This window comes from Acinetobacter sp. ANC 4204 (genome assembly GCF_002135205.1).
Taxonomy (GTDB): Bacteria; Pseudomonadota; Gammaproteobacteria; order Pseudomonadales; family Moraxellaceae; genus Acinetobacter.
The window spans coordinates 302,760-316,859 of record NZ_NEFZ01000004.1 but is presented as its reverse complement, the minus strand read 5'-3'; the positions used below and the strand labels follow the sequence as shown (position 1 = coordinate 316,859).

At 39.3% G+C, this 14,100-nt stretch carries 9 protein-coding genes and 3 pseudogenes; 10 read left to right on the top strand and 2 right to left on the bottom strand.

Annotated elements, in window-relative coordinates; translation table 11 throughout:
* Window positions 1–693: 693 nt before the first annotated feature.
* From B9T36_RS10760 to B9T36_RS10720, 9 genes and pseudogenes are all read left to right on the top strand, one after another.
* Window positions 694–1,302, top strand: coding sequence for a hypothetical protein (locus B9T36_RS10760; RefSeq protein WP_086209602.1), 609 nt, complete (start codon window positions 694–696; stop codon window positions 1,300–1,302).
* Window positions 1,303–1,328: 26 nt separating this feature from the next.
* Entirely contained in the window at window positions 1,329–2,672 is a 1,344-nt protein-coding gene (locus tag B9T36_RS10755; RefSeq protein ID WP_086209471.1) for a CAP domain-containing protein, read from the top strand.
* 82 nt (window positions 2,673–2,754) lie between these two features.
* Window positions 2,755–3,138: a hypothetical protein gene (locus B9T36_RS10750; RefSeq protein ID WP_086209470.1), complete on the top strand. Its 384-nt coding sequence runs from the start codon at window positions 2,755–2,757 to the stop codon at window positions 3,136–3,138.
* A gap of 95 nt (window positions 3,139–3,233) precedes the next feature.
* Window positions 3,234–3,479: a type II toxin-antitoxin system HicB family antitoxin gene (locus B9T36_RS10745; protein WP_086209469.1), complete on the top strand. Its 246-nt coding sequence runs from the start codon at window positions 3,234–3,236 to the stop codon at window positions 3,477–3,479.
* Between the two features lie 30 nt (window positions 3,480–3,509).
* Complete coding sequence (locus B9T36_RS10740) at window positions 3,510–3,791, top strand: hypothetical protein (RefSeq protein ID WP_086209468.1); 282 nt, start codon at window positions 3,510–3,512, stop codon at window positions 3,789–3,791.
* A 26-nt stretch (window positions 3,792–3,817) separates the two neighbouring features.
* Window positions 3,818–4,426, top strand: a complete 609-nt coding sequence (locus B9T36_RS10735) for a DUF6088 family protein (RefSeq protein WP_086209467.1) — start codon at window positions 3,818–3,820, stop codon at window positions 4,424–4,426.
* A 156-nt stretch (window positions 4,427–4,582) separates the two neighbouring features.
* Window positions 4,583–9,739, top strand: coding sequence for a DUF4011 domain-containing protein (locus B9T36_RS10730; RefSeq protein ID WP_086209466.1), 5,157 nt, complete (start codon window positions 4,583–4,585; stop codon window positions 9,737–9,739).
* A 78-nt stretch (window positions 9,740–9,817) separates the two neighbouring features.
* A pseudogene (locus B9T36_RS10725) lies at window positions 9,818–10,563 on the top strand (IS5 family transposase).
* A gap of 183 nt (window positions 10,564–10,746) precedes the next feature.
* The gene (locus B9T36_RS10720) at window positions 10,747–11,616 is read left to right on the top strand and encodes an IS982 family transposase (RefSeq protein ID WP_139841362.1); all 870 of its coding nucleotides are present in this window, start codon (window positions 10,747–10,749) and stop codon (window positions 11,614–11,616) included.
* An 89-nt stretch (window positions 11,617–11,705) separates the two neighbouring features.
* Here B9T36_RS10720 and B9T36_RS10715 read toward each other — a convergent pair.
* Window positions 11,706–11,981: pseudogene (locus tag B9T36_RS10715) on the bottom strand (IS5/IS1182 family transposase); the annotation flags it as partial.
* A 279-nt stretch (window positions 11,982–12,260) separates the two neighbouring features.
* Here B9T36_RS10715 and B9T36_RS10710 point away from each other — a divergent pair.
* Entirely contained in the window at window positions 12,261–12,893 is a 633-nt protein-coding gene (locus B9T36_RS10710; protein ID WP_086209464.1) for a haloacid dehalogenase-like hydrolase, read from the top strand.
* A gap of 125 nt (window positions 12,894–13,018) precedes the next feature.
* Here B9T36_RS10710 and B9T36_RS10705 read toward each other — a convergent pair.
* Window positions 13,019–13,965, bottom strand: a pseudogene (locus B9T36_RS10705) (IS5 family transposase).
* Window positions 13,966–14,100: the final 135 nt, after the last annotated feature.

Below are 14,100 nucleotides of genomic sequence, written 5' to 3'. Positions count from 1 at the left end.
AAAAAATGAATGTTTGGTGAAGATCTATTCAATCATTTTATTCATTTATTTTATTAAAGAAGAACAGTTCATTTTAGACTGATCCATAGCATCAAAATGAGCCCATCGATGGTTTTAATTTGAGCTTATGGACGAAATCAACAACTTAACTGAACTCATTCAAGCCTATCATGTGAATTTTATCGTATCGCGAAATTGACTAAAGCGCTGGATAAATCTAATATGAGCTCGCTGGCCTACATTGCCAGTCGGTTTTAGCAGACCGATTCATCTAGCACATGAGGTTTATATTTTTGGATATAAACTGAATGTGGGAATCTTCACGTCCCCCCTTTTTTTCTATGGTAGGACGGAAGGGGGACACTTTCGGGTGTGCTGATTCCTAGATGATCAGTCTGCTAACCCCTTTTCGTTCTGCCACCATTATTTAGCAGTAATTTGGTAGAACTTCTATTACATCTAGGAGCTTCTCATGCTGTACCCATCTTTTCTATATTGTGTCGCCGCACCCACTCAACCTTGTTGTGTCATTCAACAGGGCATACCGCACTGCTTTTAATTTTTAAGCGGTATTAAAAAACATTTTTATACGAACAATCTCTAAGGTGGATGGCTCAATCACGCCTATAAAAAAATACTTATTTTTATATCCCCTGGTGATTGTCAATTGCATTGAACATGCGGGGAACAATGATGTCTGAATTCACTCAACCAAAAATCATTCCAATCGAAAATCGCCCACCAAAATCCAAAGTCTTTGTAAAGTGCATCGTGGTGCCGATCGTCATCTTTTTAATTATTGCTAAAGTGTTTTCCTTTGGCTGGTTTGGCTATCTATTCTTTGGCATCTGGCTGTTGTGGTTTGTGATCACTTATTACTTCTATACATATGGAAATACTTACTTTGCAGGTATGACGGAGCAACTGACGCGCCAAGGTGAACAGTTTAATTATCACAATCGTGGAGTCTGGATTAACAGTCAGCATAAAACCATCATTCTGTTTGATGAACCAGAACAACGCTTAGTGAAATACCCATTTGACTATATTACTTCGGTTGGCCACTTCAACTTAGTTGAAGACAAAGTGTCTTATTCCAGCACAGTCACCAGCAATCCGATGACAGGAACGCATATTCGCCATCACGAACATCGCAGCCCAGTCAAAAGAGAATACCAAGTCAATATTGGAACACGCGACCCATTCAAACCGCATTACTGCCTCAAAGTGTTGTTTCCTTGGCGTAGCCCTAAAATGGCCAGCGAAATCCGCCAACTGCTATCGGCTGATCATTACCAATAAAAACTAAGCATAAGAGGGCGAATAAAATGATGAAACATTCAAAAAAGTGGACGCCATCCATTAGAGCCAACACCTTGATGCTGGCCATCAGTATGGCGATGATCGGATGTGGCGGTGGTGGTTCAAGTTCTAGTGGAGGTGCTGGTGGAGCAGAGGATTCAAACAATGGCGGTACATCACCTCAACCTGTGACGTGTTCTGAAACGCAATATCTGCAAGAAGGAGTTTGTAAAAACAAGACAGCACAACGCTTTGAACCCTTACAGATCCATCGCTTTCTCAAAGGTCAGACCTATCAGTTCAATCGGAAGACGGATCAAGATCTGACTATTCGTTTTAGCAGTGAAAGTCCGAATATTTGTGACTTTGCACAAGGCGAGTTAAAAGTCCTTGATGTGGGCAAATGTAGTTTAAAACTGACACAGGCGGGAACATCACAGATTCTGCCTCTGAATAGCATAATGGTGGTGGATGTCATCGAGGCGCAAGCAGAGGAACATAAAGATCTGAATGCCTGTCAGGCAGGAAGACCCAGTGAGGCGGAGCGGCAACTGTTTATCAATACATTGAATGAGATTCGTGCCTTACACCATCTGCCGAAAGTTCGCTATGACCAGGCTTATGAAGACCAGATGATGCAAGCCTCTATGTTACTGGCGGTGAATGAAAAGACTTCACATTATCCAGATGGAACGTGGCGTTGTTTTAGTGATATTGGCTATCAAGGGACTTCAACATCCAACTTGAACTTTATTCAAGCCTATCAGCCTTTAGTCAGCTACGGTGCAGATACCCATGTGATCAATTGGTTGATTGAAAAAAACTCGAGCAGTATTGGCCATCGACGTCATATCTTGAGCCCATTTCTGAGCAAAACCGCCTATGGCGAGGTCTCCAATACTGAGGCTAAAAGCGTAGCGACCATCTTAGGGGCGGCCATGAAAGTGGTCTATCCCTATGCATCACAAAGCTTAAGCACCACGATGCCGAAAGGGGTGATTGCCTATCCGTATCATGTGTATCCGAAGAAATTCTTTTCAAAAACTGAACCTTTATCCCTGTCGATTTTAGTCAATCCACAAAATGCCTATGCCAACAATACGGTGGATTTTTCACAGGCAAAGCTGGTCGTGACGAGACGGGACAATCAGCAAATCCAAATGATCAGCAACATCCAGTATGACAATATCAGCTATGGTTTATTGGCCAATAATCTGCAATTCCATTTTAGCGCAATGGAATACAACGTGATCTATGACGTTCAGGTGCAGAATGTATTGGTGGATGGAAAAGTTGAGGATTATACCTACTGGTTTAAAGTTGATGATCAGTCTAGTGAACAACGCTCTTCAGGAGAAGCATCCAATTGATCCGTCACAGTACATATTACAGTGTGGCTTTATTGGCGATGTGTTCTAAGCCGCTTCAACTCAATAAAGAAAGAGTAACGTCATGAAAAAAATATTTTTAGCAGGACTCTGTCTCAGCCTCTCAAGCTGGGCTTGTGCGGGCGCCAAAGAAAGCCTGATCGGGAAGCGTCTGGTGATGGATATCCCTGATGTTCAATGTGCCGGCTTGTCCTTCTCCAAAAATGGGAAAGATGCGGCGATGTATGCAGAACTGGGACAATGTCAGGATCCGATGCCACTTAGAGTCAGATGGTTGGATGACAAGACCTTTATCTTAATTGAAAAAGTACGCCTCAATGAGACCTCTCCACCCCGTAGCTTTTTATACAAGGTCAAAAGCATCAATCAGGATTATGTAGAACTCATTCAGATCTGGACAGGGTGGGGAGACTCAAAAGACGATACGCTGGGTTATTATTTTAGATAAGGCCATTAAAACAATGAACATACTAAGCCTTTGCTCAGGCAGGGGTTTAACAGCAAGAAATGAATAGTTCGATCAGTATTTAAAGGAATTCAATCATGGTGTGTAATCCAGTGTTTTATCCAGCAAAATTCGAACAAGAAGGGCAAGCTTATAACGTCTCTTTTCGTGATATTCCAGAAGCAATGACTTGTGGTGACAATTTCGAGGATGCGTTACAGATGGCCAAAGATGCACTGTTTACCAGTGTGGACTTCTATCGTGAAGAGGATCGGACTTTACCTCCACCCAGTGAATGCCAAGAGGGTGAGATCCTGATTGCTTTGCATCAGGCACTAAAATAATCACAGAGAACAAAAAATGAGGAGGCAAATGTGGAAAGCAAAGAATATAAAGACTTAGAACAAGATGAAGAGCTATTGCAAGTGATAGATTTTTCATGTGATGTATGTCTGGTATCCACGCAACTGAACCATGGCGTACTGTCCTCATATTGGAGCAAAGGGTCGAAGCATGAGGGAGAACTCTATGAACTGTTTTTATGTGAGGCGTGTTTCTTCGCGACTCTCGCAACGTTAAAAAGAGAACATCGGGTGAGGCAGATGTTTAATGATGATTTTAATGAAGCTGCATTAGAAAAGTTTGGTCGCAAATAAAGATGTCAAAATGATGAGTTTGGCTTATGGATGAATCTATTAAAAGACGATTGGACGCTGAATTGAAAAACTTAGCAGCAGGCTCAGTGTTTTCTATTCAAGATTTCAGTGTCACGCTTTCCAAGCAGCAGCTTTTAAGCTTTTTATCTCCCTATTTGGATCAGGGGGAGGTCAGTCGGGTTGTGCCTAACATTTACTATAAAGTTAAATTCTCAAAACTTTTTAATCCCCCAAGGGCTTTACCTCCTGATCTCTACGATGTATTGGCTGCGATAACTCGATTAACGGGTGAAACGTTTCAACATAGTGGTGGCTATTGTGCCAATCGTTTAGGACTAAGCACCCAAGTGCCGCTATATCATGTCTTACATACAAGTGGTCGTTCAAGGCGATTCAAACTGGCTGGGGGGGATGTGGTACTAAGACACACGCGTGATCAACGACTGCTCCAATACGCAGGTCAAAGAGTCGGTATGGCGATCTCGGCGTTGTACTATTTAGGACCTAATATCGTAAATTATAAGATCATCAAAGCGATCAAAAATGAGTTATCACCTGAAGATTATGAAAAGTTACTTTCAGCGGATTTGCCGAAATGGATCAAAAAGCTGATGAGTGATTTTGAAAATTCATAAAGACCACCAACATAGTTAGGATACTAAATTTTGGGATGAAGTTAATTGTGACTTAAAGTTAGATTTTTTAAATAAGACATAAATCACTTAATCATGTATTTTTGTTCTTCAAACATAACTTTTATTAGATTCAATAAAATTGAGAAGGGGAAAATAATGTTAGAAGTTGAAAATAAACAACAGCCTCATTCTGAATATTCACTACATGTTGATTGTGCTTCAGCTTTGAATTTTGTTTTGCAGCAAAATTCAGTTCCCCTGATTCGACAAATCCTAATATCTTCCACTGAAATAATTTCTGATTCCCGGATACTGATCCGTTCTAATCCAGAATGCTTTAAGGAACATACGATTTATATTGCAAATTTAGAGGCTAATCAAATTTTAGCTCTTGATAAGCCAAAATTAGTGTTTGATACAAAACAATTGCAAGAGTTACCTGAAAATATTAAAGGAAGCATTGAAGTAGTTTGGTTGACTGAAAGAGATGAAGTGCTGGCAGAACAACAGGTAGAAATTGATTTATTAACTGTTAATACATGGGGTGGAGAATGCCAACCCATAGAATTGTTGGCGAGTTTTTCACAACCTAATGCTTCAGCACTCAGCCCAATTTTGGTTAAGGCCAGTGAAATTTTAAAAATGAAACAGCAGGGTGCATTAAGTGGATATCTAGACCGAGATCGAGATTCTGTCTTGTCTCAGTTGAATGCACTATGGGAGTCCTTATTATTACAAAATATTCATTACATTGTGAGTCCAGCAAGTTTTGTAAAATCAGGACAACGGGTACGTTTAGCAAAACAGATTTTTGAAGAAAAATTGGCGTGCTGTTTAGATACAACAATGCTGTTAAGTGCTTTGGCTGAACAAATTGGCTTGGATACCTTAATCATTATTGAAGAGGGGCATGCCTATCTCGGTGTCTGGTTGAATGAGACGCCGAATGTTGACTTAATCATTGATGATATTCAGGCATTAAGAAAACGTTATGATCTGGGTGAGATTGTTTTTATAGAAACAACGCTGCTCACACAACAGGCGAAGTTTGCTTCAGCGCTTGAAACAGCAAAACAATACATTAAGGATGAATCCCGACAGAATAAGTTTTATATTGCGATTGATGTTCGCCAGTCTCGCTTACGTGGCATTAAACCGATCTCCGCACATCAGGAAAAGAAAAACCATCTGGACGAAAAAGAGATTGACTGGGCGCCCGCATCTATTCCTGTTTATGATGTTGAACGCCCCCTTGAAAGTAAAGCTACACGGGTTGACCGATGGTTGCGTCGTTTACTAGATCTAAGTCTCCGTAACAAGCTCTTAAACTTTAAAGACAATCGTTACAGCATTCCACTACAGTGTTCTGAGCTAACACTGGGTAAACTTGAGGATGCGTTGGCAAATCAAGAGGGCTTCTTATTCAAGGGTGTTGATAGTATCTCGCTAAAAGATGTTCAGCGTGACAATGAAAGCCAGCATATTAATCAATACGTTGATGAGAGCCTGTTCAGAAAATTATTGTTTAGTCCACTCGATACACCCTTGTTAGAAAAGCGCCTTATCGAAGTCTACCGTGCCTCACGTACTGCTTTGGAAGAGGGCGGAGCGAATACACTATTTCTTGCGATTGGATTTCTGGAGTGGAAAGAATCAGAGCGTTCGAAACGCACCTTCAAAGCTCCTCTATTGCTTATTCCTGTGCAGATCACCCGTGAGACTGCTAAAACAGGTTATCGACTATTTATATATGATGATGAACCACGTTTTAACTCAACATTATTACAGTTATTAAGGCAGGATTTTGAGCTTGATATTACGGGCTTAAATCCATTACCTACAGATGATTCCGGAGTTGATGTCAATCAGATCCTACATATTGTACGTAAGGCTATCGTGAATATCCCAGGATGGGAAGTAAAGGCTGAGGCTGCCATTGGTCAGTTCTCGTTTTCAAAATATTTAATGTGGCTTGATCTTTCATCACGTATGGATCAGCTCAAAAATCAAGCTGTTGTGAATCATCTTATTGAATCTCCACGAGAACCATTTATTAAACAGGATGAATTTCCACAGCCCGCTCAACTCGATCAAGACTATAAACCAGAACAATTATTCACGCCTTTATCCTCTGATTCCTCGCAGTTAGCTGCGGTTATGTCAGCAGCATTGGGGCGTACTTTTGTACTATCAGGTCCTCCAGGTACAGGTAAGTCTCAGACCATTACCAATATGATCTCGCAGTGCTTGGCAGATGGTAAATCTGTATTATTTGTTTCTGAAAAAATGGCTGCTCTTGAAGTTGTTTACCGTCGTCTGACACAGATTGGCTTGAGTGAATTGTGCTTACAGTTACATTCCTCTAAAGCCCAGAAAATGGAAGTGTTGGATCAACTGCGAGAAAGGGCACAGAAAAACAATGATCCTTACTTTTTAAGTACTCAATCCAAGATAACAGAATGGCAGAAACTCTCAGACAGATTAATTCAGACTCGTGATGAACTGAATTTGCATGTAAAAAATCTCCATACCTCACATATGATTGGTTGGAGTTTGTATATGGCAATGAGTGATGAACTTCGTTATCGGGATACACCACTTTTACGTTTCCCTGATATTGATATTGCGACACTGACAACAGAAAATCGTGAGCTTCTGAATGAGACTGTTACTCAAGCCGTAAGTTTACGTCAGCTCCTGAATGAAAATACTAAAGATGTATTAGATGGTTTTGCAGAGGGCTTGTCTGAGCCAATTTGGAGCTTGGCATGGCAGGAACAATATCAAATATTACAGGAGCAGCTTGCAAAGCAGATACAGCAACTGCAAAAGTCCATTTCTGCTTGGCAACAAGCTTTTGGGTTTAGTGAAAAGCAAAAACTAAGTGAGATTAAACACGATGCCACCATTTTTGAGACAATATCCGATCTTGTTCAGCAAACAGATTTAAAACTATTAGCTATTATTAAAAATATAGATTTAAGATCCCTTACTCAGGCAAAACAGTTAGCTCACGATCTAAAACAGCAGCGTTCCAAGTTAATTGCACAATACCAATTGCAAGTTTATCAAGCAGATTTAAATCAAATAGCCTTAAAGTGGCGTGAAGCAGAATCCAAAATTTTTCCATTCTCTTGGTTTACCAAGTTCCAGTTGAGAAACTTGATCAAAACTTATCAAAATTCAACTCAACGCCCTACATCTTTGGCCGTTACTCATGATTTGCCAATCTTACAACATATCCAAAGTCAACAAAGACAATTTGCTGAGTGTGAAAATCATTTAGCGGATAAGCTTGGTTCTTATTGGCAGGGTGAAGAGAGTGCATGGCAAAGTTTTGAAAATATGCATATTCAGTGGCAAGAAATCAAACAGGTCGTTGAATCAAAAATCACTGATCAAGCAACATTACTCCAAGCCGTGGAGTTTAGTAAAAATCATAGTTTAGAGGAATTGACACAAAATATTGCCGAGGTGGAGAGTACATTCAGTCAATTGCTGAATGACCATACGCTACAAAATGATACTCAAATCATGCAATATAAAGATATAACTTTTAATGAAATTTTAGATAGACAACAGCAGTTGCAGCAATATGTCTCAGCTTGGCGACATTGGTTAAACTGGCAGACAGTTAAAAGCCAGTTAATCAAAAATGGACTGAAACCATTAGCATTTGAACTTTTAAATGCTCCATTAGAGCGAGATGCTGCCCTAAAACGTCTGAATATTAATTTGGCAAGACACTGGATTACACATCAATTTAGCCAGCATCCAGAGTTAAACCAATTCAACAGCCAGCAACATGAACAGAAAATACAATCTTTTACCCAGCAGGATAAGGAGCATCAGTTTGCTGCAAGTCGAGAAATTATTCACCGTTGGAATGATATTTTTTCTGAACAGAATCAACATAAGGCACAATGGACTGTTCTAAACAAAGAGCTTGGCAAGAAGCGTCGTCATATTCCTGTACGTGAATTAATGCGTCAGATTCCTGACGTATTAGTAGGGTTAAAGCCATGCTTATTAATGAGTCCATTATCAGTTGCTCAATATCTGGATACTGAAGCAAAATTTGATGTAGTAATTTTCGATGAAGCATCACAAATTCCTGTATGGGATGCGATAGGTGCATTGGCGAGAGGCAAACAGTCAATCGTGGTTGGTGACAATAAACAAATGCCACCAACCAGTTTCTTTGGTAAAGGTGATGCTGAAGAGGAAGTTGATGAGGAGGTGACCGAAGATCTGGAGAGTATTCTAGATGAATGCCTTGCAGCTCAATTACCTGAATTGGCATTGAACTGGCATTATCGCAGTCGTTATGAAAGTCTCATTCAGTTTAGTAATCAGAAATATTATAAAGGTAGTTTATTTACTTTTCCTGCACCTATAGCCAAGGATACTGCTGTAAAACTGCATGTAGTTGATGGTGTTTATGATAAAGGCGATACACGTACTAATGCTAGTGAAGCCAAGGCTATAGTTGAGTTTATTATTCAGCATTTGCAATCTCAGTTAGGACAAGATAATCCCCTGACCTTGGGGGTTGTAACATTCAACATGACCCAGCAAAAGCTGATTGAGGACATGTTAGACAATGAACTAGCAGCTCATCCTGAGTTGGAGATGTTGAGTAAATCTGGTATCGAGCAATTATTCGTGAAGAACCTTGAAAATGTACAAGGAGATGAACGGGATATCATCGTTTTCTCAATTACTTATGCGAAAGATCAGGATGGTCGTTTATCAATGAATTTTGGTGCGCTTAACCGTCAAGGTGGGCAGCGTCGTCTAAATGTCGCCATTACTCGTGCTCGTCAAGGTTTACACGTTTTTTCTGCCTTGAGTCCAGAAGAAATTAATTTGGCTCGTACCAATAGTGAAGGCGTAAGGGATCTAAAAGACTTCTTGATTTTTGCTCGTAGTGGCCAGCTGCATTTAAATTATACAGATCAAAGTAAACAGCAGACTAAAAAAGAACTTGTAGAGTACCTGAAAAATAAGCTGCAAGAACAAGGTTGGAGTGTGAACCTTGGAATAGGTCAGGGTGATAGTTGTGTGGATTTAGCCATTAAAGATGACTTGAATGCAGATAGCTATATTGCAGGTATCTTAGTAGATGGGGAAAATTATGCCAAAGCAGCTACAGCAAGAGACCGTGATCAGCTTAGAGCAACGGTATTAAATGGATTAGGCTGGCAGGTTTTATCTGTGTGGACAGTTGACTGGTGGCTGGATCCAGACCAGAATTTAACCAAATTGGTAAAAGCGTTGGAAGAGATAAAAATGAACCAAAACGTCGCTTAAATTTTTATAAATAAGGGATGAACTAGGGCCTATCATAAATTAGCTTGAGAAAATTTCACCTGTCCTCATTATTCTTTCATGACTAAACGCTATGCATTAAGAGACGATCAATGGGAACAGATAAAGGATCTGTTACCCGGACGGGCAAGTACTGTTGGAGTAACCGCCAAAGAAAACCGATTATTTGTTGAAGCAGTATTGTATCGGTATCGTTCAGGTATTCCGTGGCGAGACTTACCAGAACGCTTTGGTGATTTTAGAGTCGTGCACACTCGCTTTAGCCGTTGGGCTAAAGCAGGCATATGGCAGAAAGTTTTTGAAGTGCTATCACATGAAAGTGATCATGAATATGCCATGCTGGACTCAACCATTGTGCTCGCTCATCAACACAGTGCCGGAAAAAAAAGATCAGGCAATCGGACGCAGTAAAGGTGGCTTAAGTACCAAAATTCATGCCCGTACTGATGCTTTAGGCAACCCAACAGGATTTTATGTCACCGCCAGGCAGGCTCATGACTTAAATGGTGCTGACGTGCTGCTGGATTTATCGTTAAGTCAGACTTGGCTCATGGATAAAGTACAATTCCAAGAATAGGGTGATTGATCCAATCCATAAGATCAATGGTCAGATCGTGATGCCGTCCAAAGGTAACGCGATTGATCAGCGTGATTATGACCAACATCTTTATAAGGCAAGACATCTGATCGAGAACTTCTTCGCCAAGCTCATGCAGTACCGAGGTATTGCTAAGCGCTATGATAAATTGGCTCAGAACTTCCTGTCAGCGATCTACCTTGCCTCAATCATGATATGGCTTAATTGATGACACGCCCTAAGTTTATCGCAAATATGGGAAGAGCACTGTGAGTAATAATTCTAGGGTCTTTCCATTTTAAATTCAAATTTTTGTAATTAACCCGAATCATGGATAAGAAATAGGCTTGAAAAAGAAAAGAACTCGAGCTATCAGTTGAGTTACCACACCAAACCCACAACTCTAGTCCTTATGTTCGATAGTACAGAATTATTTTGTGTAATTGATGATTTCTTCTTAAAATTTGAAGCGACTTACTGGAAATTTCTTAAAGAATGTCACCATTGTCTAAGAATTCGAACCGCTCAACTGAATATTTCAGAAATCATCTTCATTGCGATTTGGTATAAATGTTCTCATTTCAATAACTTCAAAGTATTCTTCTCATCATTGAAACAAGACAAAAGCCATTTATTTAAAAGTTTACCCTGTTATCAGCGCATGATTCATTTAGTGAATACACATCAACTCGCTTTACATGCCTTGCATTTCGCTGTGATGAAAGTTCATCAAAGTTCGTATTTATGGATTGATTCAACTACTTTGTCAGTCTGTAAAAATCAGCGTATTCAGCGACATAAATCCATATCATCAATTGCAATGCGTGGTAAAAGCTCAATGGGATGGTTCTTTGGTTGTAAGCTACATTTACTGATGAATCAATCAGGTGAGATTGTGAACTCAGTTTTATCTAATGGACATACAGCAGACATCAAAATGGTTAAACAGTTGGTAGAAGGATTAAAAGCAAAGCTTTATGCTGATCGTGGCTATATTAGTCATGAACTGAAAGCTAGGCTTAAAGAACAAGATATTGATTTAATTACATATCATCGTAGAAACATGCAGGCAGTTCAATTGTCAAAAGAAGATGAATATTACCTAAAGCAGCGCAACAAAATAGAAACGTTATTTAGTTTGCTCAAAGGGAAATATAATTTGGTAACAAGTAACGCTAGAAGTGTTGAAGGCTATTTAGCTGGTATTTATGCCTCTTTATGTGCCTATCAATTAACCCATCCAAATAAGCCAACAATTCAATTTATGGAATCATTGGCTTAAACAGGATTCTGGTTAATTAGCATTTTGAATACGTTCAGGCTTTGTTGCATAATGCCTTTAAAAGCAGAGCTGTCCTAAGTTACTAAAATTTAAGAGGCAACTTGGGTATGAGATCGGCCTATTTCTGTAAATTTATTTAAGATCGCTACACGAGCATGAATTTCATTCACCTGACTAGAAAAGCTTCTTGCCATTAATTTATCGCCTAATAATTTGATGCAGTGCATCTTGGTTTCGACCAAACTGCGTCGATGATAGCATGACCATTTTTTCCATAGTGTCCTGCCTAAACGTTTAACAGTACGAAGTAATTCATTTCACTCTAGCGAATGAACTTTTGTATCCTTCCAAGGCTTCGCTTTTTTCGGCTATTCGGAATATCGACTGTATCCTATCTCAGCCATTGACAATATAGTCGATGTATATACATTAATGGGCTTTAAGGTAATTTCAGACCCTATCATTGAGAATAGTTGTACCTATGTTCCAAAGGAGTTATCACGTTCAAACTTTTCTAAGTATTCCTATTACAGAGTATTAGATGGCTTGCGAGTTTACGATCAGCAAAGAGGCAATCTAAAAGCTCTCTATCTCTCTTTAGTTAAAGTGTTCGAGCTATCAAATTTTTATTTAGGAAATAATTAATGGATTATGTTTTTTTTGATATTGATGGAACTTTACACAAGGAAGGTATTTTTTTAGAGTTCATCAAGTTTTCAATTAAAGAAAGATTACTCAATTTTGTTATATTTCTTCCGATTATTTTTATCTCATTTCTTATTTATCGTGTTAATACAAAGGGTAAGTTCGAGTTAAATTTTATCTTATTTTTCCTTTTTCTAGGCATTTCAGAATCGCAGTTAGACACCCTTACTGAGAAATTTTGCAAATCATTCTCTCTAAACATGACACCTTTTGATAGTGTGCTTCAACAATTAGAGTTTCACAAAGCGAATGGTGATCAAGTTATTTTTATTAGTGGCACACCAGTAGAATTCATCAAGCAGATTTATCCTAGTTTTTTCAATACAACTAACCTTGAGGTAATTGGCTCAATCACACGTAGAAATTTTGGTTCCTTCTATTTAGATGAAAGGTGCATTTATAAAAATAAAAAGACGATGTTAAATAATCGATTTAACTCTGTTCTAAATTTTAGCCATGGCTACTCTGATAGTTTAAGTGATCTTCCAATTTTAACTCTTTGTGATAAAGCTTACTTAGTTGATGAAGATGGCTTTATGACCTCATTTGACGCAGAGGCAGCTTCAAAATGAGGCTACTTCGATGTCTAGGATACTGGGAGCAGTCCATCTTTTTGCATAGGAGCGAACCTTATGAGTGGACAACGGCTTTGTTGCATAAACATTCAAAAGCTGAGTTTTCCCCAATCCATTCAAATTTAAGTGACAACTTGGGTGTGAGGTCTACCTAATTCCGTAAATCTATTCAGAACTGCCACACGCGCATGAATTTCATTGACCTGACTTTGAAAATGTCTTGCCGTCAGCTTATCTCCTAATAATTTGATGCAATGCATCTTGGTTTCCACCAAACTGCGACGGTGATAGCCCGACCATTTTTTCCAAAGCATTCTTCCTAGATGTTTGACTGTTTTCAATAATTCATTTCTCTCTAAAGATCCCAATTTCTTATCTTTCCATGGCCTTGCATTTTTTCTTGGAGGAATTATGGCATGTGCTTGACGATCTGAAATCAATTGTCTGCAGCACTTCGTGTCGTACGCCCCATCGGTATAGACAGAATCTATTCGCTCATCTAGTGGGATTTGATCCACTAAATCACCTAGTACTTGTGAATCACTGACATTATTTGTCGTAAGCTGAACGGCACGTATTTGCAGTGTTTCAGCATCTATAGCAATATGCAGTTTACGCCATTGCCGACGGTATTCAGGCTGATGTTTCTTACGCTTCCATTCACCTTCACCTAAAAATTTTAAACCCGTAGCGTCGACGAGTAGGTGTAACCCATCACGACTTTTCTGATAGCTTATCGCAATATCAATATGCTTTTGTCGTCTACAGAGGGTGGAGTACGAATATCACTGATATTCGGGGCTGTCCAATTTAAGCCACTGAGTTTAATCAGGCTTTGAGCAAAGCCAGTGACCATACGTAAAGAAAGACGGAATAGAGATTTGATCATTAAACAGCATTGAATCGCTGTATCGGAATAAGTTTGATTTCGTCCGTGCTTGCCTTGTGGTTGTGCATACCATTGGGTCTTAGGATCAAACCAGATTGAAATATTCCCTCGCTTGATTAAAGCTTGATTATACGAGGACCAATTGGTTGTACGGTAGATTTTATGTGCAGGCTTCTTCATCTGGAAATTATATTGCTGAAGAAGCCTTCAAGAATAGCTTTGTGCAACAAAGCCTTTATGAAATGTCAACAGACCCTAGTCTAAATAATCCGAATAGTATTGTTTATACTAAAAGTTACAATGTATTTGATGTTA